This is a genomic window from Kitasatospora sp. NPDC052896 (assembly GCF_044547075.1).
Lineage (GTDB): Bacteria > Actinomycetota > Actinomycetes > Streptomycetales > Streptomycetaceae > Kitasatospora.
Map to the genome: position 1 here is coordinate 1 of NZ_JBITZU010000037.1, position 24,376 is coordinate 24,376.

Genomic DNA, 24,376 nt, shown 5'->3' on the forward strand with positions numbered 1-24,376 from the left:
CAACCCACCAACTCCACCAACAAATGGCGCGCCAACGCCTCGGGCGTCGGGTGATCGAACACCAGAGTCGCGGGCAACCGAGTCCCACAAGCCGCGTTCAACGCATTGCGCAACTCGACCGCGGTGAGCGAATCGAAACCCAGGTCCTTGAAGGCGCGCCCGGGATCGACCTGCTCCGGGGAGGCGTGACCGAGCACGGTGGCGGTCTGGAGTCGTACCAGGTCCAGCAGGACGCGGTCCCGCTCGGCCTCGGCCAGACCGGCCAGGCGCTGGGCCAGCGTGGCGGCCTCGCCGGTGGCCGTGCCGTCGCCGCCCTGGGCCCGGCGGGCGCCGGCCCTGACCAGCCCCCGCAGCAGCGTCGGGACCTCCCCGTCCGCGGCTCGGCCGCGCAGCCCGGCGGCATCCAGCCGCACCGGGAAGAGCACGTCGTCATCGCTCGCACAGGCGGCGTCGAACAGGGCGAGCGCGTCGGCCGAGTCCATGGCGGCCAGACCCATCCGCCGGATGCGGGCCAGGTCGGTCGAGTCGAGCTTGCCGGTCATGCCGCTGCCCTCGGCCCACAGGCCCCAGGCCAGCGACACCGCTGGCAGCCCCGCCGCCCGGCGCCGCTGCGCGAGCGCGTCCAGGAAGGCGTTCGCCGCCGCGTAGTTGCCCTGCCCCGCGCCCCCGAGCGTGGCGGAGACGGAGGAGAACAGCACGAACGCGGACAGGTCCAGGTCCTGGGTCAGCTCGTGGAGGTTGAGCGCGGCGTCCACCTTGGGGCGCAGCACCCGGTCCACCCGCTCGGGCGTGAGGGCGGAGACGATGCCGTCGTCCACCACGCCCGCCGCGTGCACCACCGCCGTCAGCGGGCGCTCGGCGGGGATCGTCGCCAGCAGCGCGGCGAGCGCGTCGCGGTCCGCCACGTCGCAGGCGGCGGTGACGGGCTCGGCGCCCAGGGCGGCCAGTTCGGCCTCGAACTCGGCCGCGCCCTCGGCCGCGAGCCCACGACGACCCACCAGCAGGAGGTGCCGGAGGCCGTGCTCGGTCACCAGGTGACGTGCCACCAGCCGGCCGAGGGTACCGGTCGCGCCGGTGATCAGCGCGGTGCCCTCGGCCGGGAACACCCGGTCGTCGTCCGACCCGCTCACGTCCGACCCGCTCACGTCCGGCCCGCTCCCGACGGCCTTCGCCAGGCGGGGCAGCAGCAGCTGGCCGGCCCGCACCGAGAGCTGCGGCTCGTCGGTGCTCAGCACCATGGGCAGCACCGCGGCCGCGTCGGTGTCCCGGTCGAGGTCGACCAGGACGAAACGGCCCGGGTGCTCCGACTGCGCGGACCGCACCAGGCCCCAGACGGCGGCCTGGGCCGGGTCGAGCGCCTCGCGTGCGCCGTCCGGGGCGGTGGCGTGACGGGTCACCAGCACCAGGCGCGAGGAGGCGAACCGGTCGTCGGCCAGCCAGCCCTGCACGAGTCGCAGCGCGTGGTGGCTCGTGCCGCGGACGACGTCGGCCAGGGGGGCCGGCGGCGCGTCCTCGGGTCCGTCGGGTGCCGCGGCTTCCACCGCCACGTAGGCGGGCACCGACGCACCCGCCTCGACGGCGTCGGCGAACGCGGCCAGGTCCAGGGGGGCCGCCGGGCCGCCCAGGGTCAGCACCGCCGACGCGGGCAGGGCCTCGCCCTGCGGGGCGCTCACCCAGTCGAGCCGGAACAGCGAGTCCTGGCGGGACTTGGCGGCGACGCGCAGCTGGTCCGCCGAGACCGGGCGCAGCACCAGCGTGCCGATCGACGCGATCGGCCGGCCCGAGCCGTCGGCGACGAGCAGCGACACCGTGTCCGGTCCGGCCGGGCTCAGCTTGACGCGGACGGCGGCAGCGCCGCCGGCCCGCAGGCTCACCTCGCCCCAGGAGAACGGCAGCAGGCCCTGGCCGGTCTCGGAGCCGGAGAGCAGGCCGAGCCAGGAGGCGTGCAGCGCGGCGTCGAACAGGGCGGGGTGCAGGCCGTAGGCACCCGCCTGCGTGGCGGCCACCGCGGGCAGGGCCGCCTCGGCGAACAGGTCCTCGCCCTGCCGCCAGGCCGCGCGCAGACCGCGGAACACCGGGCCGTAGCCGAAGCCCAGGTCGTCCAGCCGGTCGTAGATGTCGTCGGTGGCCACCGGGGTCGAGCCCGGGGGCGGCCAAGCGGTCAGGTCGAAGGGCTCGGTCCGTACGGGCTCCGGGGCGAGCGTCCCGCTGGCGTGGCGTGTCCACTCCTGCTGGGCGAGGTCGTCCTCCAGGCGGGAGTACAGGGCCAGCGCGCGCCGACCGGTGCGGTCCTCGGCGCCCACGGTGAGCCGGAGCTGGACGCCACCGTGTTCGGGCAGCACCAGCGGGGCCTCCAGAGTCAGCTCCTCGACCCGGTCGTGGCCCACCTCCTGGCCCGCACGGATCGCCAGCTCGACGAAGGCCGTGCCGGGTACCAGTACCACGCCGGACACCGCGTGGTCGGCCAGCCAGGGGTGTGTGGCGAGCGACAGCCGGCCGGTCAACACCGTCCCGCCGTCGGGCAGACCCACCACGGCGGCCAGCATGGGGTGTTCGGCGTCGACGAGGCCGATCGCGGCGGCGTCGGCGGCGGCCGGCGTCTGGAGCCAGTAGTGCTGACGCTGGAAGGCGTAGGTCGGCAGGTCGACGCGCCGGGCACCGCGGCCGTCGAGCACCGCACCCCAGTCGAGGGCGACACCGTGCGCGTGCAGCTGGGCCAGGGCGGTGGTGAAGGCCAACTCCTCGGCCCGGTCGGCGCGCAGGGCCGGGACAGTGACGGCACCGGAGTCGGCCAGCGTCTCCTGGGCCATCGCCGTCAACACCCCGCCGGGGCCGACCTCCAGGAAGGCCGTCACTCCCTGCGCCGCCAGCGTCCGGACCGCGTCGGCGAACCGGACGGCGTGGCGGACATGACGCACCCAGTATTCCGGATCCCCCAACTCCTCGGTCGTGACCGGCCGTCCGGTCAACGTGGAGACGATCGGAACGGATGGAGCAGCGAAGGCAACGCCCGACGCGACCGCGCGGAACTCCGCCAGCATCGGCTCCATCAACGGCGAATGGAACGCGTGCGACACCGCCAACCGCTTCGTACGACGACCCTCGCCCGCCAACACCTCCACGACCTCGGCCACCGCGTCCTCGGCACCCGAAACCACCACCGACGACGGCCCGTTGACCGCCGCAACCCCCACCCGGTCCGCACGCCCGGCCAGCAGCGGCAACACCTCGTCCTCCGAGGCCTGCACCGCCACCATCACCCCACCCGACGGCAACGCCTGCATCAACCGCCCACGAGCCACGACCAGTTCAGCGGCGTCCGCCAGCGAGAACACCCCCGCCACATGAGCGGCAGCCAACTCACCAACCGAGTGCCCAGCCAGGAAGTCCGCCCGCACACCCCACGACTCCACCAACCGGAACAGCGCCACCTCCACCGCGAACAACGCCGGCTGCGCGAACTCCGTCCGCTCCAACAGCCCGGCATCCGCACCGAACACCACCTCACGCAACGACCGTTCCAGATGAACGTCCACCGCAGCACACACCGCATCGAAGGCAGCCGCGAACACCGGGAACGAGGCATACAACTCACCCCCCATCCCCAACCGCTGACTCCCCTGCCCCGAGAAGAGGAACGCCGCCCGGGCCTCGTCGGGCCCGACCCCGCCGCGCACCAGCTGCGTCACCGACTCCCCGCGCCCCAACGCGGCCAGCCCGGCGAGCAGTTCGTCCCGGTCCACGCCCACGATCACCGCGCGGTGCTCCAGCGCCGCCCGCGAGGACAGCGAGAGCGCCAGGTCGGCGAGGTCCAGGTCCGGGTGCTCGTCGAGGTGGGCGGCGAGCCGCCGGGCCTGGGCCGGTAGCGCGGTGGCGTCCTTGCCCGACACCACCCACGGCAACGGCAGGGCCGCCGCCTCGGGCCGCGCCTCCGCAGCCGTGCCCTCGGTCGTGACCGGAGCCGCTTCCAGGATGACGTGGGCGTTGGTCCCGCTGACACCGAAGGCCGACACGCCGGCCCGGCGGGGGTGGTCGTGCTCCGCCCACACGACGGGCTCGGTCAGCAGCCGTACCGCGCCCGCCGACCAGTCCACGTGCGGGGTCGGCTCGTCCACGTGCAGCGTGCGCGGCAGAACCCCGTGCCGCATCGCCATCACCATCTTGATCACACCAGCCACACCGGCCGCCGCCTGCGTGTGACCGATGTTCGACTTCAACGAGCCCAGCCACAGCGGCCGCTCCTCCGACCGGCCCTGACCATAGGTCGCCAGCAACGCCTGCGCCTCGATCGGGTCACCCAACGTCGTACCCGTCCCGTGCGCCTCCACCACGTCCACCTCAGCGGCCGACAGCCCCGCGCCGGCCAGGGCCTGACGGATCACGCGCTGCTGGGAGGGGCCGTTGGGAGCAGTCAGGCCGTTGGAGGCGCCGTCCTGGTTCACGGCCGAGCCGCGCACCACGGCCAGCACCGGGTGCCCGTTGCGCCGCGCGTCGGACAGCCGCTCCAGGAGCAGCATGCCGACGCCCTCGCCCCAGCCGGTGCCGTCCGCCGCGGCGGCGAAGGCCTTGCAGCGACCGTCGGCGGCCAGCCCGCGCTGGCGGCTGAACTCGACGAAGATGCCGGGGCCGGCCATCACCGTGACGCCGCCGGCCAGCGCCAGCGAGCACTCGCCCTGCCGCAGCGCCTGCGCCGCCAGGTGCAGGGCCACCAGCGAGGAGGAGCACGCGGTGTCCACCGTCACCGCCGGCCCCTCCAGGCCGTAGACGTAGGCCAGGCGGCCGGAGACGACGCTGGCGGCGCGCCCGGTGAGCAGGTAGCCCTCGACCCCCTCGGGGGCCTGGCCTAGGCCGGCGGCGTACTCCTGGCCGTTGGAGCCGACGAAGACGGCGGACGGGGTCCCCTTCAGCGTGGCCGGGTCGATGCCGGCCCGCTCGAAGGCCTCCCAGGAGGTCTCCAGCAGCAGGCGCTGCTGCGGGTCCATCGCGAGTGCCTCGCGCGGCGAGATCCCGAAGAAGCCCGCGTCGAACTCGGCGGCGTCGTGCAGGAAGCCGCCCTCGCGCGAGTAGGTGGTGCCGAGGTGCTCGGGATCGGGGTGGTAGATGGTGTCCAGGTCCCAGCCGCGGTCCTCGGGGAAGCCGGTCAGCGCGTCGGTGCCGTCCACCAACAGCTGCCAGAGCTGCTCGGGCGAGTGGACCCCGCCGGGGAAGCGGCAGCTCATCGAGACGATGGCGATCGGCTCCTCCCCGCCGATGGGGGTCCCCCCGGCCGAAGGCCGAAGGAGGCCGGGAGCCGCCCCCGCGTCCACCGAGCCGGGCGCGGGCACGACCGGCTGACCGCCCAGCTGCCCGGAGACCTCGGCGTGCAGGTAGCCGGCCAGGGCCGTGGGGGTCGGGTAGTCGAACACGACGGTGGTCGGCAGCCGCATGCCGGTCACGGCGGCCAGCCGGTTGCGCAGTTCGATGGCGGTGAGCGAGTCGAAGCCGACCTCGCGGAAGGCGCGCCCCGACTGGACCGCTTCCGGACCGCCGTGGCCGAGCACCGTGGCGGCCTGGGTCCGCACCAACTCCAGGACCGCGCGGGCCCCTTCGGCTTCGGACAGGCCCACCAGGCGCTGGGCGAGCGCCGGGCCGGCCACGGTGGCGGGGCCGGCCGCGGCCTTGCCGCTGTCGAGGAGTCGGCGCGCCTCGGGGAGGTCGTGCAGCAGGGGGTAGTCGCCGGTGACGGCGAAGGCCGCCACGAAGCGGTCCCAGGCGATGTCGGCGAGGGTGACCGCGGTGTCGTCGTGCTCCATGGCCCGGCCCAGCGCGCGGATGCCGAGGTCCGCGCGCATCGGGACGATGCCGCGGCGGCTGAGGTGCTGCTCCGCGGCGCTGCCCATCATGCCGCCGGTGCCCCAGGAGCCCCAGGCGACCGCGGTGGCGGGCAGGCCCTGGGAGCGGCGCTGGTGGGCGAGCGCGTCCAGGAACGCGTTGGCCGCGGCGTAGCCGCCCTGGCCGCCGTTGCCGACGACGCCGGAGATGGAGGAGAACAGGACGAAGAAGTCCAGGTCGCGGTCGGCGGTGAGCTCGTGCAGGTTGACCGCGGCGTCCACCTTGGGGCGCAGTACCCGCTCCAGGCGCTCGACGGTCATGGCGTCCAGCACGCCGTCGTCCAGCACACCGGCGGCGTGCACGACGCCGGTGAGCGGCAGCGCCTCGGGCAACGAGTCCAGCAGCTCGCTCAGTTGGGCCCGGTCGGCCACGTCGCAGGCGGCGATCGTGGTGCGGGCGCCGATGGCCTCCAGTTCGGCCCGCAGCTCGGCGGCGCCCGGCGCTGCCTCGCCGCTGCGGCTGGTCAGCACCAGGTGCTCGGCGCCGCTGTGCGCCAGCCAGCGGGCCACGTGGGCGCCGAGCACGCCGGTGCCGCCGGTGAGCAGGACGGTGCCGCGCGGGTGCAGGCCGGCACGGACCGGGGTTGTGCTCACGGCGGCCCGCACCAGCCGTCGGCCGAGCGCGCCGCCGCCGCGGATCGCCAGCTCGTCCTCGCCCCGGGAGCCGGCCAGGGTGCCGGTCAGCAGCGCGAGCGCACGCTCGTCCGGTTGCTCGGGGAGGTCGATCAGACCGCCCCAGCGCTGCGGGTACTCCGCGCCCACGACCCTTCCGAGCCCCCACAGTTGGGACTGCGCCGGGCTGCGCAGCGGGTCGGCGGGACCGGTGGAGACCGCGCCCGAGGTGAGGCACCAGAGCGGGGCGTTGACGCCTCCGTCGCCCAGTGCCTGGACGAGGGCGACGGTCGCGGACAGGCCGGCCGCCACCCGGTGGTCGGGCAGCGCCTCCTCGTCGGCCGCCAGCAGGGAGAGCACGCCGGTGCAGGCGGTGGCGTCCAGCTCGCCCAGCCGGGCCGCCAGCTGCTGCCGCTCCTCGGCCGGCCCGACCTCCAACAGCTCGGTGCGCGCGCCGTGTTCGGTCAGCGCGTGGCGGATCGCGGCGACCTGCTCGCGCTCGGCGTGGGCCGCGGGGACGACGACCAGCCAGGTCCCGCTCACCGTCGCCGGGGTACGCGGCAACGGCTGCCAGCTGACCCGGTAGCGCCAGCCGTCGACCTCGGAGGTCTCGTCGGCCTGGCGGCGCCAGGCGGCCAGACCGCTCAGCACGCCGGCGAGCGAGGCGTCGGCGGCCAGGCCCAGCGTGCCGGCCAGGGCCTGGAGGTCCTCGCTCTCGACGGCCTCCCAGAAGCGCGTCTCGGCCGCGTCCCGGACCGCCGGCGCCCCGGTGGCGGGTGCCCCGGAGTCGAGCCACAGGCGCCGGCGCTGGAAGGGGTAGGTGGGCAGCGCGACGGTGCGGGCGCCGCGGCCGGAGAAGACCGCCGGCCAGTCGACGCGCACCCCGCGGACATGGGCCTCGCCCAGGGCGAGCAGGAAGCGGGCGGATCCGCCCTGTCCCCGGTTGAGCGAGCCCAGCACGTCGGCGGGCACCCCGGCGGCCTCCGCGCTCTCCTGCACCCCGATGGCGAGCACCGGGTGCGGGCTGACCTCGATGAAGACCTGGTGACCGTCGGCCAGCAGCCGCCGGGTGGCGGACTCGAACCGCACGGTCTGGCGCAGGTTGCGGTACCAGTAGGCGGCGTCCAGTGCGGCGCTGTCGACCACCTCGCCGGTGACCGTGGAGTAGAACGGCACCCGCGGGGCGCGCGGGGTGATCCCGGCCAGCGCCTGGGCGAGTTCGTCCTCGATGACCTCGACGTGGGCGCAGTGCGAGGCGTAGTCCACCGGCACCCGCTTGGCCCGCACGCCGTCGCCCTCGCACGCGGCCAGCAGTTCGTCCAGCGCGTCCGCGTCACCGGAGACCACGACCGAGCGGGGACCGTTGACGGCCGCGACGCCGATCCGCTCGCCCCAGCGGGCCAGCCGTTCGGTGACCTCGGGCAGCGGCCGCGGCACCGCCACCATGCCACCCAGTCCGGCGAGCCTGCCCAGCAGTTGGCTGCGGAGCGCGACGATGCGGGCCGCGTCCTCCAGCGAGAGGGCGCCCGCCACGCAGGCCGCGGCGATCTCGCCCTGGGAGTGGCCGACGACGGCCGACGGCTGCACGCCGTAGGAGCTCCACAGCTCCGCCAGCGACACCATGACGGCCCACAGTGCGGGTTGGACGACGGTGGCGGCCTCCAGCGTCGGTGCGCCCGCCGCGCCGCGCAGGACGTCCTCCAGCGACCAGTCCACGTACGGGGCCAGCGCCGCACCGCAGGCGCGCAGCCGCTCGCGGAAGACCGCCGAGGTGTCCAGCAGTTCGACCGCCATGCCGGCCCACTGCGAGCCCTGGCCGGGGAAGACGAACACCACGCGCCGCCCGTCGGCGGCGAGGCCCTGGGCCGTGCCCGGGGCCGCGCCGTCGTTCGTCAGCGCCCGCAGGGCACCGGTCAGCTCCTCGCGGTCCGCGCCGACCACCACCGCCCGGTGCTCGAAGTCGGTCCGGGTCCGCACCAGGGAGTGGCCGAGGTCGGCGGGGTGCAGCTCGGGGTGGGCCTCGGCGTGCGCCAGCAGGGCCCGGGCCTGGGCGGCGAGCGCCTCGGGGGTGCGGGCGGAGAGCAGCCACGGTACGGGCTCCGCCGCCGGGCTCGGGTCGGCCCCGGCCCGCGGGTCACCGGCCGCGTCCTGGTCGGCCGGCGGTGCCTGTTCGAGGATGGCGTGGGCGTTGGTGCCGCTGATGCCGAAGGAGGACACGCCGGCCCGGCGGGGGTGGTCGTGCTCCGCCCACGCGACGGGCTCGCTCAGCAGCCGCACCGCGCCCGCCGTCCAGTCCACCTGGGACGAGGGCTCGGCGGCGTGCAGGGTCTTCGGCAGGATCCCGTGCTGGAGCGCGAGGACCATCTTGATGACGCTGGCGACGCCCGCCGCGGCCTGGGTGTGGCCGATGTTCGACTTGAGCGAGCCCAGCCAGAGCGGCCGGTCCTCGGGCCGGTCCTGACCGTAGGTCGCCAGCAGCGCCCGCGCCTCGATCGGGTCGCCGAGCTTGGTGCCGGTGCCGTGGGCGTCCACCACGTCGACGTCGGCGGGCCTGAGGCCCGCGCCGGCCAGGGCCTGACGGATGACGCGCTGCTGCGCGGTGCCGCTGGGGGCGGTCAGCCCGTTGCTGGCGCCGTCCTGGTTGATCGCGCTGCCGCGTACCAGGGCCAGCACGGGGTGCCCGTTGCGGCGGGCGTCGCTCAGCCGCTCCAGCAGGAGCATGCCGGTGCCCTCGGCGAGGCCGAAGCCGTCCGCGTCGGCGGAGAAGGCCTTGCACCGGCCGTCGGGGGCCAGCGCCCGCTGCCGGCTGAACTCGATGAACATGCCCGCCGAGGGGATGACGGTGGCGCCGCCCGCCAGCGCCAGCGAGCACTCACCCGAGCGCAGCGCCTGTACGGCCAGGTGCAGGGCGACCAGCGAGGAGGAGCAGGCCGTGTCCACCGTCACCGCCGGCCCCTCCAGACCGAAGGAGTAGGCGAGGCGGCCGGAGGCGACGCTGGCGGTGTTGCCGGTCAGCAGGTAGCCGCTGAGTTCCTCGTCGGCCTGGTGGAGGCGCGGGCCGTAGTCCTGGGTCATGACGCCGACGAAGGTGCCGGTCCGGCTGCCGCGCAGGGTCCCGGGGACGATCCCGGCCCGCTCGAACACCTCCCAGGCGGTCTCCAGGAGCAGGCGCTGCTGCGGGTCCATGGCCAGCGCCTCGCGCGGCGAGATCCCGAAGAACTCGGGGTCGAAGTCGGCGGCGTCCGGCAGGAAGCCGGCCTCGCGCTGGTAGTACCGCCCGGCCCGGCCCGGCTCGGGGTCGTAGAGCGCCTCGACGTCCCAGCCGCGGTCACGCGGGATGGCCGACACGGCGTCCTCGCCCGCGCTCAGCAGCCGCCACAGCTCCTCGGGCGTGCGGATCCCGCCGGGCAGGCGGCAGCTCATCGCCACGATCGCGATCGGCTCGTCCCACTCGGCCACCGTGTCGTCCTCGGCCGCCTCCTCGCCCCGGCCGAGCGCCTCGGCCAGGATGCGGTGCGCCAGGGAGGCGGGCGTGGGGTGCTCGAAGACCACGGTGTGCGGCAGGACGAGTCCGGTGGCCTCGACCAACCGGTTGCGCAGTTCGACGGCGCCGACCGAGTCGAGCCCCAGGTCGCGGAAGGAGTGGTTCGAGGCCATCGCACCGGGGCCGCCCTGGTTGAGCAGTGCGGCGGTCGCGGCGTGGACCAACTCGCCCACCACCCGCTCGTGTTCGCTCTCGGGCAGGGCGAGCAGCCGACCGCGCAGGCCCGGCTCCGCGCCCGGCTGGGCAGCTCGGTCGCCCGGGCGCCGGAAGGCGTAGCCGGGCAGCGCCACGCGGCGCGGTGCCGAGCCCGCGAAGGCCGTCGCCCAGTCGACGTCGGCGCCCTGGACGTACGCCTCGGCGAGCGAGGTGCGCAGGCGGCGCACCCCGCCCTGGTCGCGGCGGAGCGAGCCGAGCGCGACGGCCGGCCGGCCCGCGGCAGCCGCGCTCTCCTGCATCGCCGCGGTCAGCGAGGGGTGCGGGCCGACCTCGATCAGCAGGGCGTGGCCGTCGGCCAGTAGCGCGCGGGTGGCCTGCTCGAAGCGGACGGGCCGGCGCAGCACCGCGTACCAGTGGGCGGCGTCCGCCTCCCGGCCGTCGATGCGGCCGCCGTGCAGCGAGGAGTACAGGGGGGTGTGGGCGGTCCGCGGGCGGACGGTGGCCAGCTCGCGCAGCAGCCGGTCGTGGATCTCCTCGATGTGCGGCGAGTGCGCGGCCACGTCCATCGCCACGCGCCGGGAGCGGATCCCGTCGAGGGTCAGCTCGGCCAGCAGCTCCTCGGCGGCGTCGGCGTCACCCGAGACCACCACGGCGGCCGGCCCGTTGTGCGCGCTGACGACCAGGCGGCCGTCCCAGCGCGCCAGGCGCGGCGCGACCTCCGCGGCGGGCAGCGACACCGCGACCATCGCGCCGCGACCGGACAGGGTCGCCTCCGCCCGGCTCCAGCCCGCGACCACCCGGGCCGCGTCGGGCAGGGTGAGCGCACCCGCGAGGTGGGCGGCGGCGATCTCGCCGACGCTGTGGCCCGCCAGGGCGCCCGGGTGCACCCCGGACGCGCGCCAGGTCTCGGCCAGCGCGACCTGGACGACGAACAGCGCGGGCTGGACGACGTCCACCCGCGTGAGGGCCCGCGCGCCGGGGGCGTCGCGCAGCACGTCCAGCACGTCGAAGTCCAGATGGGGGGCCAGGGCGGCCTGGCAGGTCTCGGCGGCCGCGCGGAACTCGGGGCAGGAGTCGAGGAGCTCCGCGCCCATGCCGACCCACTGTGAGCCGTGGCCGGACAGCACGAAGGCGGTGCCGGTCGCGGCGGCCGTGCCGCGCACCAGGTTGACGGCGAGGTCACCGCGCGCCGCGGCGTCCAGCCCGGCGAGCAGTTCCTCGCGGGTGTCGCCGAGGACGACGGCGCGGTGCGCGAACCGGTAGCGCCCGGTGGCCAACGTGTGTCCCACGTCGGCCGGTTGGAGTTCGGGCCGGGCGCTCAGGTGCTGGTGGAGGCGCTGCGCCTGGGCTCGCAGCGCCTCGGGGTCCGCCGCGGAGATGATCCAGGGCAGCGAGGCCGACCCGGTCCCGGCGGCGACGGCGGGGCTCTCGACCTCGGCCGGATGGTGGGCCTCGGCCGCCGCCAGGCCGCCGTCCCCGCGGAGCACGGCGTGGATCCGGTCACCGTCGGCGACCGCCTGGCGCAGCGGCTTGAGCAGCACGGCACCATGCCCACCCAGCTCCAACTCCCCTTCCCAGAACGGAAGTTGCAGGTCAGGCCCGGCGGCGAGCGCGAGGCCGCGCTCGCCGCGCCGCAGGCTCTCGCAGGCCGCGTGCACGGCCGCCGGCGAGGACCGCGTGAAGGCGACACCCGAGCCGCCGTCGGCCAGCCGCAGCGCGGTGCCCACCAGGGCGGCGAAGGCGTCGTCGGTGTCGGACGCGTCCGGTGCGGACGCGTCATCGACCGACGGCACGGCGAGGAAGACACCGATCCCGGGGTCCGCCGGCGTCGCGGGCACGACGCCGGCGTCCTCCAGGGCCTCCCAGAGCGGCTCCAGCAGCACGGCCCGACCCGGGCCCGGCACGACGGCCCCGGCCGACGGGAGCCCGAAGAACTCCGCGTCGATCTCGCTCGACGACCGCGGTGGACGCTGAGCCGCGCCGATGACCGCGATCGCGTTCTCGGTCATCACGTCGAACTCGGGCACAACCGACTCGAACTCGCTCATTACCATGCTCCATCGACCCGATGACTACAGCCGGAACCGTGCTCTTGCCGCGCGGGGCGGCACACCGCGCCCCGGGGAACCCGCGCGGCGTCGGACGACCGCCTAGGAGGCGGTGACGTCCTGCTGGATAACGCGCTCGATGTTGCGTTCCGCCAGTGCCGTGATGGTGACGAACGGATTGACCCCGATCGATCCCGGAATCAGCGAACCGTCGGTGACGTAGAGGTTCTTGTAACCGGCGACCCGGCCGTAGGTGTCGGTGGCCTTTCCGAGCACGCAGCCGCCGAGCGGGTGGTAACAGAAGTCGTCGGCGAAGTTCTTCAGCGTGCTGCCGAACAGGTCGTACCGGTACATCGTGGCGTTGGCCGAATTGATCCGGTCGAAAAGCGACTTGGCGGCGGCCACGGCGGGCGCGTTCTGGTCGCGGGTCCACTGGAGCTTGGCCCGGTCGGTGGCGGCGTCGTAGACGAAGGTGCCGCGCTGGGGGTTCTTGGTGATCGCCAGGTACAGACTGACCCAGGTCTCCAGGCCGGCCGGCAGCGGCGCGATCTCCGCGAAGACCGGGGCGCTGGCGTTGTCCCAGTCGTCGATGCCCAGCGCGGGGATCGAGGACTGGTGGGCGCCGGTGGGGTTCCAGAGGTGGTTGGCGCGCGCGGTCATGATGTTGCCGTTGGGGCCCCAGCCCGCCCCGATCTCACCGTTGAGGTTCGGCAGCGTGCCGGTGTCCCGGGCGCGCACCAGCAGTTCGGTGGAGCCGAGGCTGCCCGCGCCCAGGAACAGGTAGCGGCAGGAGATCTGCTTGGTCGCCAGGAGGTTGCCGCCGGCGTCGATCTGGTCGACGCTCAGCAGGTAGGTGCCGTCGGACTGCTGGCGGATCGTCTTGACCTGGTGCAGGGTCTGGATCACGACCTTGCCGGTGCCCAGCGCGGCGGCCAGGTAGGTCTTGTCCAGGCTCTGCTTGCCGTGGTTGTTGCCGTAGATGACCTCACCGGCCAGCGCGGACTTCGGCGCGGTGCCGGCCGCCTCCTGCTGCATGTAGCCGAAGTCGTAGACGTTGGGCACGAACACGGTGCCCAGGCCCGCCTTCGCCGCCGCGTCCCGCGAGACCCTGGCGAACTGGTACCACTCGGTCTGCTCGAACCAGCTCTGCGGGATGTTGTTCACCTTGAGCATGGTGTTGGCGCGCGGGAAGTACCGGTCGTACATCTCGCCGGAGTCGACCTGCGGGAGGACCTCCTCGAAGTACGTGCGCCGCGGCTGCACGGCCATGCCGCCGTTGACCAGCGAGCCGCCGCCGACACCGCGTCCCACGTAGACGGACATCTGGTCGTAGTTGACCCGGTCCAGCACACCGGCGTACCGGTCGATGTTGCGGTTGACCACGTCGAGCCAGAGGAACGTGCCCAGCGGGGCCTCGGTGCGGGTCTTGAACCAGCTGGAGCGCTTGTCGGGGTTGAGCATCCCGCAGAAGACGTTGCCGTCCGGACCGGGCTGGTTCCAGAGCTGCCCCATCTCCAGCATCAGCGTCGAGACCCCGGCCTCGCCCAGGCGCAGCGCGGAGACCGAGGCACCGTAGCCGGTGCCGATCACCACGGCCGGCACGAACGTGGCACCGTCGCCGGGATCGGCGGCGAACGCGCGCCGGGCGGTTGCGATCGTGGTCGTCCCGGTGAGGGCGGCCGCGCTCAGCGCGGCCATGCCGAGGAGACGACGACGCGACAGGTTCTGGTTTTCTGACACGCTGTTCGTACCTGACCTTCCGACCCGAGGGATGGGTCTTCATGTACTGAGGAGCACAGGGGGGTTGGGGGCGCGGGGGCTGGGGTCTCAGCCGCTCTCGTGCACCGTGATGGCCGTGCACGGGCAGCGGTGCGCGGCCTCGCGGACGGCGGGGTGGCAGCCGGCGGGCGGCTCGGCGTCGAGCAGGACGACGGTGCCGTGGTCGTCGTCCTGGTCGAACACCTCGGGTGCGGTGAGCGCGCACATGCCCGAGCCGCAGCACAGTTGCTCGGCGATCTCGATCCGCATCGGCCGGGGTTACCAGGCCACCGGGAGCTGGTAGACGCCGTAGACCTGCATGTCGTGGCGGAGCCTGACCTCCTCGGCCGGCACGTCCAGACGCAGGTTGGGGAAGCGCCGCAGCAGCGCGGTCAGGGCGGACCGCAGCTCGATCCGGGCCAGCTGCTGGCCCAGGCACTGGTGGATGCCGTGACCGAAGGCGAGGTGGGCGGCGACCTGCCGGGTGACCTCCAGGTTCTCGGGGTCGGCGTACCGCTCGGGGTCGCGGTTGGCGGCCGCCAGCGAGACCATGACGACCTCACCCGCCTTGATCAGCTGGCCGTCGATCTCGACGTCCTCCAGCGCGGCGCGCGTGGGCCCGTGGTGCACGATGCTCAGGTAGCGCAGCATTTCCTCCACCGCGCCCTCCATCAGCGAGGGGTCGGCCCGCAGCGCGGCCAGTTGCTCGGGGTTGTCGAGCAGGGCGAACGTGCTCAGACCGATCTGGTTGGCGGTGGTCTCGTGCCCGGCGACCAGCAGCAGGAACGCGATCGAGGTGAGCTCCTCGTCGGTGAGGTTGCCCTCCCCGGTGATCAGACCGCTGAGCAGGTCGTCCCCGGGCTCGGCCCGCTTCGCCAGCACCAGGCCGTGCAGGTAGGCGCCGAGGCTGGCGAAGGCCCCCATGACGTCCTCGGTGGAGGCGCCGAAGCTGCTCCAGACCGCGGTGTCGTGCTGGAACTTCTCGCGGTCCTTGTAGGGCACGCCGAGCAGTTCGCTGATCACCATGGAGGGGATCGGCAGCGCGAAGTGCTCGAAGAGGTCCGCCGGGGAGCCGATCCGCTCCATCTCGTCCAGCCGCTCCTCGGTGATCTTCTCGATCCACTCGGTGAGCAGCCGCATCCGGCGGACGGTGAACTGGCCGACGAGCAGCTTGCGGTAGCGCTGGTGCTCGGGGGCGTCGTGCTGGATGAACATTCCGGGCGGGGCCGCCGGAGATTCCTCCAGGACGGCCGCGCGGGGAACCGGCGGGTGCTTCAGTTCTCCCCGGGCGCTGAATCGGGAATCGGACAGTATCGCTCGCGCGGTGGAATATCCGGTCACCAGCCAGCCGAGGTGACCGTCCGCGAAGGTCATTCGGGAGATCGGTGCCTCTTCGCGCAACTTCCGGATCCCGGCCGGCGGATTGAAGAAGTCCTCGCGGACCGTGGAGAAAGTAGTGGGCTGTGCCGCGGTCATGTCCCGCCTTCCAGGAGTTCCCGAAACTCTGCACGCGCGCAGGGCCGTTCACCGCACGCTTCAAAGGGCCGTGCTGGCCGCGAACATGACGCTATGAAGGTGGCGTGAAGACTGTCAACGAAATCGAGTGCCCGGGGTGCTAACCCTGTGGAGACGGGACCAGGGTTCGGTTGCCGCAGGTTTCGCGGCGACTTCGGTTCGGTTCGGTTCGGTCCGCTTCGGTTCGGTCGGCTTCCGGTCGGTCGGCTTCGGTTCGGCCGGACCCGGTCCGGTCCGGCTCAGCCGGGCGTCCCCGTCTCGCTCGGCAACAGGTGGGCGACAGCGGCCAGTTCGGCCCGGCCGGCCACGTCCAGCTTCCGGTAGGCCTGGGTCAGGTGCTTCTCGACGGCCCGGGTGCTCACCTTCAGCTTGGTCGCGATCTCCTTGTTGGACACCCCGTGCGCGGCGAGCGCGGCGACCCGGCGCTCGGCTCGGGTCAGCGTGGCCGGCCCCAGGGACTGGGCCAGCTCCCGCAGTTCGCGCGCCGCCCGGTCCGCCAACCAGGGCGCGCCGCAGGCCAGCGCCTGCTCCCGGCCCCGGCGCAGGTGCTGCTCGGCCTCCGGCTGCCCGGCGGCCCGCAGCCGCCGGCCGAGCAGCACACAGGTCCTGGCCCGTTCCATCCCGTTGACCGCCCCCTCCAGGGTGACCAGCGAGGCGCGCAGCAGGGCGACGCCCCGCTCCCCCTCGGTGATCGCCCCCTTCATTCGCTGGGCGCGGCCGATCGGCCCGGGCGCCCCCCAGGCCAGCGCCCGCACCAACTCCTCGTCGATGAGGTCGCGGGCCTGCGCCGGCTGGCCCATCCGCAGCCGCAGACCCGCCGCCCAGGTCCGCCAGGGGACGACGGCGGGGTTGCGCCAGTCGGCCCGCTCCACCGAACGCCCCCAGTCCAGCACGTACTCCAGCGCGGTCGGCAGGTCGCCGCGCATCGCCGCGCTCGAACCGCGCACAAGTTGCAGCGTCGACGGGCTGTAGCCGTGGTCGGCGCGCTCGCCGTAGGCCTCCAGCAGGCGACGCGTCAGCTCGCTGTCCCGGGTCTCGATGGCGACCCGGACCACGGCGCTCATCGACTGGATCGGCGTCCAGGCCGCCGCCCCCAGCTCCAGCACCTCGTGCGCCTGCGTCCGCGCCTGCGCGAACAGGCCCCGGGCCAGCAGCAGGTGGGTGAGCTCGATGCCGATCAACGCCCGCGGGACGGGGGCCCGCTCGCGGCGGGCCGCCTCCCGCGCGGCCTCCAGCCAGGGTCCGACGGTCTCGACCGAATCCGCCGCGATCAGCGTGTCGGTCAACAGCGGCAGGGCGGTGTACACATGGCTCGGCGAGGCGGGCTCGTAGCGCAGGATCCGGTTGGCCAGCGGCGTGACCTCCGCCGCCGACAACCGCTGTGCCACGGTGGCGCCGTGCAGCAGGACGGTGACCAGCTCGCGCTCGGCCGCGGTCTGCAACGGGGGCGTGGGGCCCAGCGAGCGCAGCCGGTCGACCGACCCGGCGAGCAGCCCGGGCCCGGCCACCGCCGCGTGCCGCAGCCGCGCCTCGACCCGCAGTCCCGGCTCACGGTCGGCGCCGACCCGCGGCCGCGCCCCGGCCAGCTCCTCGGCCGCCTTCGCGACCAACTCGACGGAGGGCGGCGGGCAGCCGCCGAGCAGCGCGGGCGGGATCCGCCCCACCGCCAGGGCCCGCTGCTCGGGCGACGGGAGCAGCAGCAGCGCCTGCACGAGGTGCCGCATGGTGGCCGCCGGGTCGAAGGCGCGCTCGATGGCGGCCAGGTCGAGCAGCAGGGCGGCCCGCTCCGACCCGGTCGGCGAGCTGTCCAGCAGAGCCCGCCGCAGGTACCGCGCGGCCTCCTCGGGCGCCGCGCGACGCACCGCGGCCGTCGCGGCCGAGCGCAGGATCTCGATCGCCCAGCCGTCCCGGCACGAGGTCGCGGCCAGCAACTGCGCCGCCGCCTGCTCGGCCGGATAGCCGCCGTCGTGCAGCAGCACGGCGGCGGAGAGGCGGATGTCCTCCTGCTCCACCGGCGTCATCGACTCCTCGACCGCCTCCCGCACACACCGGTGGACGAAGCGCGGCACCGGGCCGCAGGCCAGCAGCCCGAGCCGGCGCAGCACCCTGACCGCCTCGGCCCAGCCCGTCTCGTCCAGCCCGGCGAGCCGTCCCACCAGATCCGGGTCGGCGTGGTCGTCGAGCACCGCGAGTGCCTTGGCCAGGTCCCGCACCGGCTGGGGCTGGGCGCGCAGCGCGGCGATCAGCCGCTCGCGCAGGGACCGCAACCGCAGCCCGGCCACCGCCTCGGCCGGGTCGGCGAACGCCTCGCCCGCCTTCACCAGTTCGGCCAGCGTCGCGGTCAGCAGCATCGGGTTGCCGGCGCCGGCCTCGTGACAGGCTGCCGCCAACGCGGGGTCCGCGAGCTGGCCGAACCGCTCGGCCACCAGCGCCGCCGTGCCCGCCGCGGACAGCGGGCCCAGCCGTAGCACGAGCGCCGCGCGGTCGGTGATCTCGTGGATCCGCGGCTCCTCCGCGCCGGGATCGCCCTCGCGAACGGCGACGACCAGCGCGACGCGCAGGTTCGCCAGCCGCTTCGCCAGGTAACCGAGCCAGCGCAGCGAGGCGGTGTCGGCCCACTGCAGGTCGTCCAGCAGCATCAGCAGCGGCCCACGAGCACCGAACTCGGTCACCAGTTCCAGGAGTTCGGCGAAGAGTCGGGTGTCGTGAGGTGGCTCGAGGGCCGTCTCGGACAGCAGCGGCTCCAGCAGCTGTCCCACCACCCCGAGGGCCAGGTCCTGCTCCAGCAGTGCTCCGCTCGCGCTGAGCACCTGGCCGCCCCGCTGCCGCGCGAGCGCGGGCAGCGCCCGCAGCAGGGCGGTCCGGCCGGTCCCGATCCCCCCGGTGACGACGAGCAGCGAGCCGCGGCCCCGCGCGGCCGCCTCCATCGCCGCCGTGAGTGCGGCCAGTTCACGCTGCCGGTCGAACAGGGGTGCCATCGTCGTTCCTTTCGTCGCGTCCCAGCGCCTGGGCCAGCTCCGGACGCCCGGAGATGCCCAACTTGCGGTACGCCTTGGTCAGATGCAGCTCGACGGTGCGCAGCGTCACCGAGAGGTCGGCCGCGATGGTGCGGTTGGCCAGGCCGTCGGCGGCCAGGGCGGCGACGCGCCACTCGGCGCCGGTCAGGCCGTGCGGCGCGGGCCCCTGCGCTGTCTCTGCCGCGGGCCCCGCCGCGGGCTTCCGGTCGGCACCCCGCGCCGTCCTCCGCGGTCCGGCGGCCGGGCCGGCCGACGCCACCGGTGCGGCCGGTGCGGCTGGTGCGGCACCACTTCTCAGCAGCCCGTCGATGGTCTCCTGGCCGGACACCGCCGCCGTTCCCATCACGACCAGCGCCTGCCGGTACTGCCAGCTCGCGGGTTCGACCGCGGCGAGGCACCCGAGTTCGGGCCCCGGCCCGAGCACCGATCCCGATGCCGCCCCTGTCCCGGTCCGACGTCCGGCCGGCGCCGGGTCCCGCTCCGCCACGCCCGCGGCGAGCAGCGCCCGGGAGACCGTGCGCGGCGCGCCCCAGACCAGCGCGAGGCGGCGCTCCTCGGCGATCAGGTCGGCGGCCTCGGCGTCGTCCGCCACCAGGCCGTGGGCCCGCGCGGCCATCGAACGCCAGGGCAGCAGAGCGGGGTTGGCCACCTGTTTGGCGAGCAGCAACCGGCCGCACTCGCGCAGGTCGGCCAGCGCCCCCGCGCCGTCGCCGCGGGCCAGCCGCACCCGGCCGCGGGCGTACATCAGGTAGGCCCGGGCCATGCTGCCCTCGGCCTCCTCCGGGCGCGCCGCCGCGGCCGACCGCTCGGCCCCGGCCAGGTCGCCCCGCGCCAAGCAGACCATGGTCTTCAGCGCGAGCAGGCCGGGCGCCATCAGCGGGTGCCAACACCGCGCCGGCAGCGCCTCCTCGGCCCGCTCCAGCACGGCGGACGCCTCCTCGGTCCGTCCCTCGCCCAACGTCGCCAAGGCCTTGACCAGCAGGGCCAGGGCGGCCACCGCGCGGGCGTCCGTCCGCTGCGCGCGCACCAGTACGGCGTCCAGCCCGGCGTGCGCCTCGGCCACCTCGTCGGCGAGCACCAGTGCGTAACAGGCCGCCACCTGGGCGGTCAGCGAGGTCCCGGCCAGGGCGGCGGGGGCCAGGGCGACACGGGCCAGTTCCCGGGTGCGGGCGATGTCCTGCCCGCGCAGGGCCGTCCGCCAGGCGGCGGCGCCGGCCTCGGCGGGCTCGACGGGCCGATCGGACAACGTTGTCATCGCGAGCCGGTTCAGCTCCTGCGCCGCCCCGTGCTGGCCGTGGTCGGCGAGCCAGTACAGCGCCCGCAGCGCGGCACGGTCGCGGTCGCCGACCCCCGGGTGGGCGCAGGCCCGGGCGATCAACGGCACCGCCGAGGCGAAGTCGCCCCGCGCCACCAGCAGGTCGGCGGCGCGCACCCAGGCGGGCCCGGCGCTCGCGTCGACCGGTACGAGCAGCGCCTGGCGCAGGTAGCGGTCGCTGCCCTCCGGCGAACGGGGCAGCACCAGGGCGCTCAGTTCGGTCAGGATCTCCACCCTCAGCCGCGGGCGCACCGGTTCGCGCAGCGCGCGCCGCAGCAGCCGGGCCGAGGCCTCCTGGTCGCCGACGACCCGGTGGCGCGCCGCCTCCCGGCGCAGCACCTCCACCGCCCAGGATCCGCCGATCCCCCGGGCGCCGAGCAGCAACCTGGCCTGTGCGCCGTCCGGGATCGCCGCCCGGTTCGCCAACTCGGCCGCGCGGGCGAACAGTTCCTCACGCCGCTGCGCGTCGAGCCCGGCCAGCACGGCTTCGGCGGCCCGCTCCGCCCGGAACACGGGCCGCTCCCCCTCGGTCAACAGGCCGGTGCCGGAGAGGAGTTCCAGTGCCCGTGCCACGCCGAAGCTCCGCGGCCGCGCCAGCGTGGCGATCAGGTTCGGAGTGCAGTGGGGTCCGCACATCGCGATCACCCGCAGCACGTCCAGCAGTTCCACCGGGAGAGCGGCGAAGGTGCGCACCGCCCGTTCCCGGACGGCCTCCGCCACGCTCTCGCGCAGCCGCGCCGCCTGGTCGGGCGTCGGCGACCGGCCGTGCCGGGCGAAGCGGTCGACCATCGAGCGCAACACCGCGGGGTTGCCGTCCACCGCACGCGCGACGGCCGCGACGAACTCCGGGTCGATCGGCTCCCCGAAGGCGTCGGCCAGCACCTCGCCCGTCCCGACCACCGACAGCGGGGCGAGGTCGAGGGTGTGGCCGGTGACGGCCCGCGGATCGGCCAGCGGACACAGCTCGACCCGGTCGTCCGGCCCGGCGGGCAGCGCGCTGCTGCGCGCGGTCAGCAGCAGCAGCGGCGCACCGGCCAGGCGGCGCGCCAGCATCTGGAGGAAGCGCACCGAGGCCGGGTCGGCCCACTGGACGTCGTCCACGACAACCAGCAGCGGCTGGGCGCGGGCCGCCGCGAGAAAGGCGCGGCAGAGCCGCCCGGACAGCGCGCCGCGCGCCGCGCCACCGGGGCGCAGCAGGTCCTCCGCCAGTGGCGAGGCGGGCGGCGCGATCGCCGCGTGCAGCTGGGCGGCCACGCCGTGGCACACCCCGGTCTCCGCCCAGGACGCCTCGGCGGCGGCGACCCGCACCCCGGCCAGGGTGGCGAGCTCCTCGGCCCGGCGCAGCAGCGCGCTGCGTCCGACGCCGGGCACGCCCCGCACCTCGACCACCGCCGAGCGCCCGGCCCGCAGCCCGGACAGCAGTTCGCGCAGCAACCGCTGTTCCCGGTCCCGCTCGACGAGGCGCACGGCCGGGCACCGGCCCGTGTCGACCGGTGCCCAGCGCGCCGCTTCTTCGGTTTTCCCCTTCGACACTGCCCGTCCCCTAGCAACTCGGTGCGTGGATGTTCGCCGCTGAGTTCCTCGGTCGGTGTCTTGAGGCGCCCAGGGATCCGAGCGCCGGGGCCAGGCCCGTGCGTCCCCGCACGTCGAGCTTCCGGTAGATGTTGGTCAAGTGCATCTCCACGGTCCGGGGAGTGATGAACAGCGCCTCGGCGATCTCCCGGTTGCTGACCCCGGTCCTGGCGAGCGTGGCGATCCGGCGCTCGCTGCGGGTGAGCGAGTCGAGCGGGGAGGCCGCGATCTGCGGCATCCGGCCGCCCGCGTCGGCCAGCAGCTGCCGGGCGATGCCGCTGAGCAGGTGGTAGCCGCAGAGGGTGGCGGTCTCGATCGCCTGCCGCAGGTGCCGACGCGCTCCTCGCAGGTCATCGCGCCGCAACAGCTCGCGGCCGAGCCGGTACTCCGCCTCGGCCTGCGCGAGGCGGGCCGGGGAGCCCGCGAGCACCTCCACCGCCTCGGCGAGCAGGTCGGTCCGGGCGCGCCCCTCGGCGACCGTCCCGGCGGCGACCAGGCCGAGCCCACGGGCGCGCGGGGTCCCCCAGCCCGTCACCGCCTCCTCGACCTGGGCCACGATGTCGGCCGCCGCCGCGGCGCGGCCCTGGCCGGCCAGCGTCGTGGTGGCGGCCAGCCACCACGGCGTCAGCACCGGATTGGTCACGCCGGCCTCCGCCAGGCTCCGGCCGCACCGCCGCCACAGCTCCACCGCGCCGTCGAGGTCGCCCATCGCGCGCCGGAGCCTGCCCTTGGTGTACAGGTAGTGGTGCCACTCCCAGATCTGCCGGTCCAGGCTCGCCGGGCGGATCCGGTCGAGCACGGCGCCGGCCTGCTCCGCCTCGCCCTGCGAGAGCAGCACGGTGCTCAGCGCGATGGCGGGCAGTGGCCGTGCCGAGGCCAGCTCGCCCTGCGCCGCGAAGGCGACGGCGGCGCGGGCGTCGGTGGCCGCCCCGGTGAGGTCGCCCACACCGTGCAGCGTGAGGGAGCGCCCGGACAGTGCCGACAGGTGCAGCCACGGCTCGTAGTGCGCGAGGCCGTTGGACAGCGCCCGGGTCAGTCCCGCGACGGACTCCTCGACCTCGTCGGCCAGGCCGAGGACCAGCGAGGAGGCGAGCACCTCCCACCCGGCGGGCGTGGTCTCCTCGACCCGCATCGCCCGCCGGGCCAGCGCCACGGCCTGCCCGGCCGGCCTGCCGTCCAGCGCGGCGAAGGCGCTCATGACGGAGAGCAGTTGGCGCTCCGCCGGACTGTCCCCCCGGGGCACCGGCCAGGACCTGGCGAGCTCACCGGCCGGCGCCATGGTGGACTTCTCGTTCACGGCGGTGACCAGCAGGGCGGACTCGATCGTGGTGCACAGCTCCCGGTCGGCCGGGGTGGGGTCGGCGCCCAGCTCGTGCCGCAGTTCGGTGAGCGCCGCGTCGAGCACCCGGACCGCCTCGGGGACGTAGCGCGAGCCGAGGGCGGTCTGCCCGTACTCCACGGCGAGCGAGGCCCGCTCCCGGACTCCGGTGCTCTCCTGCAGGGCCTGCCGCAGCTGCCGCAGCGCGGTGGCCGGGGCCACCTGGGCCGAGGCCCTGGCCAGTTCGATCCGCACGTCCCTGCGCTCGGTCCCGGTGAGCTCGGCGGCCAGCGCCCGGCGCAGGTACCGCACCGCCGCCCGCGCGGTCGCCCGGCCCGGCGCCTCGGCGGCCGCCTCGCGCAGCACGGTGAGCATCCACGGCTCCGTCAGCTCGGAGAGCAGGGCCAGTTGGTCCGCCACCTCGGCCGCCGGGCGCCCGGCGTCGTTGAGCACCCGGGCCGCACGGGCGCGCAGCCGCTCCAGCTCCGCCGCCGGCAGGTCGGCCAGCACCGCGGCCCGCACCGCCCCGCCCATCGGGCGCTCGGCGGGGGAGCCGATGACCTCGGCGCCCCGCAGGGTCTCCAGCGCGAGGGCCAGTCGGGTGCCGCCGACCGCGCAGACCGCCCCGAGCAGGTCGGGATCGGCGTGGCCGAGGACGGCCAACGCCCGGGCCACCTGGCGCACCTGGCGCGACTGGCCGGCCAGCACCGTGCGGACCGACTCGGCGACGACCGCCTCGCCCCGCACCCGCAGGCGGTGCAGCCCCTCGACGTCGGGGCGCACCCGGGCCGCGCGCAGCCCGGTGAGCAGCCGCTCCAGCAGCAGCGGGTTGCCGCCGGACAGTGCCGAGCAGCGCCGCACGAACCGCTCGTCCGCCGGGCCGCCCAGGGCGCGGTCCACCGCCTGGCCGGTCTCGGCCTCACTCAGCGGACCGAGTTCCAGGACGGTGCAGCAGTCCAGCGCCAGGATCTCGCCGAGCATCGCCGTGCCGGGGCCCCCGCACGCGGTGCGCTGGGACAGCAGCACCAGCAGCGGGCGCGGGGCCGCGCGGCGCAGCAGGAAGTGCACGCACCGCAGGGACTCCTCGTCGCACCAGTGGGCGTCGTCCAGGACGAGCGCCAGGGGTCCGGCGGCCAGCAGCTCCACCGCGCGCCGGTGGACCCCGCGCTGGGCCACGAAGGTGACGGCCTCCGCCCCGCTCCCGGTGGTGGCCGGGTCCAGCCCGAACAGTTCACGAACGGACCGGTATCCGAGTCCGCCGCCCTCGCCCACTCCCCCCGGCGCCCGGCCGGTGGCCCGGCGCACCGTCACCCCGTCGCCCGACAGGTGCCCGACGAGCACGTTCAGCAGGCTGGTCCGTCCGATCCCGGCGGGACCACGCACCAGAACCGCCTGCACGGCGCCCCCGCGCGCCTGTTTCGCCAGTCTCAGCAGGTCCGCCAGCTCACCGGCCCGCCCGGCTCTGCGCCCAGCGGCCCCCCGACCCATGGCGCTGTTGACACCCACAACGTCTCCCATCCCCGAAACCCGACATCCCCCGCCCCCGAGTGATTGACGCGACAGTGCTCGGCTCACGTCGCGGAGCCGACCAAGCATGATCAGGATCGACGGTAACATCACCGCTGGTGATCGCCCATCAGCTTTGAGCTAA

The 24,376-nt window shown here is 75.1% G+C and carries 7 protein-coding genes; all 7 read right to left on the minus strand.

All coding sequences use genetic code 11. The features are described 5' to 3' along the window. Nucleotides 1–12,230 (minus strand): type I polyketide synthase (locus ACIGXM_RS35285; RefSeq protein WP_396568209.1); only part of this gene is annotated, 12,230 nt, incomplete at its 3' end. A 102-nt stretch (nucleotides 12,231–12,332) separates the two neighbouring features. Next, nucleotides 12,333–13,928 (minus strand): GMC oxidoreductase, encoded by a 1,596-nt coding sequence (locus ACIGXM_RS35290; protein WP_396568230.1) that lies wholly within the window; start codon nucleotides 13,926–13,928, stop codon nucleotides 12,333–12,335. A gap of 129 nt (nucleotides 13,929–14,057) precedes the next feature. Then, nucleotides 14,058–14,258, minus strand: coding sequence for a ferredoxin (locus ACIGXM_RS35295; protein WP_396568210.1), 201 nt, complete (start codon nucleotides 14,256–14,258; stop codon nucleotides 14,058–14,060). Between the two features lie 9 nt (nucleotides 14,259–14,267). Further along, nucleotides 14,268–15,464 (minus strand): cytochrome P450, encoded by a 1,197-nt coding sequence (locus ACIGXM_RS35300; RefSeq protein ID WP_396568211.1) that lies wholly within the window; start codon nucleotides 15,462–15,464, stop codon nucleotides 14,268–14,270. Nucleotides 15,465–15,742: 278 nt separating this feature from the next. After that, on the minus strand, nucleotides 15,743–18,481 hold the full coding sequence (locus ACIGXM_RS35305) for an AAA family ATPase (RefSeq protein WP_396568212.1): 2,739 nt from the start codon (nucleotides 18,479–18,481) through the stop codon (nucleotides 15,743–15,745). After that, complete coding sequence (locus ACIGXM_RS35310) at nucleotides 18,453–21,302, minus strand: AAA family ATPase (protein ID WP_396568213.1); 2,850 nt, start codon at nucleotides 21,300–21,302, stop codon at nucleotides 18,453–18,455. The genes ACIGXM_RS35305 and ACIGXM_RS35310 overlap by 29 nt, the downstream gene beginning before the upstream one ends. 76 nt (nucleotides 21,303–21,378) lie before the next feature. Further along, complete coding sequence (locus tag ACIGXM_RS35315) at nucleotides 21,379–24,342, minus strand: LuxR C-terminal-related transcriptional regulator (protein WP_396568214.1); 2,964 nt, start codon at nucleotides 24,340–24,342, stop codon at nucleotides 21,379–21,381. Nucleotides 24,343–24,376 lie beyond the last annotated feature (34 nt).

Coding starts and splice junctions, on each gene's coding strand:
- ACIGXM_RS35290 (WP_396568230.1), bottom strand. CDS start 13,928: ATGGCCGCGCTGAGCGCGGCCGCCCTCACCGGGACGACCACGATCGCA.
- ACIGXM_RS35295 (WP_396568210.1), bottom strand. CDS start 14,258: ATGCGGATCGAGATCGCCGAGCAACTGTGCTGCGGCTCGGGCATGTGC.
- ACIGXM_RS35300 (WP_396568211.1), bottom strand. CDS start 15,464: ATGACCGCGGCACAGCCCACTACTTTCTCCACGGTCCGCGAGGACTTC.
- ACIGXM_RS35305 (WP_396568212.1), bottom strand. CDS start 18,481: ATGGCACCCCTGTTCGACCGGCAGCGTGAACTGGCCGCACTCACGGCG.
- ACIGXM_RS35315 (WP_396568214.1), bottom strand. CDS start 24,342: ATGTTACCGTCGATCCTGATCATGCTTGGTCGGCTCCGCGACGTGAGC.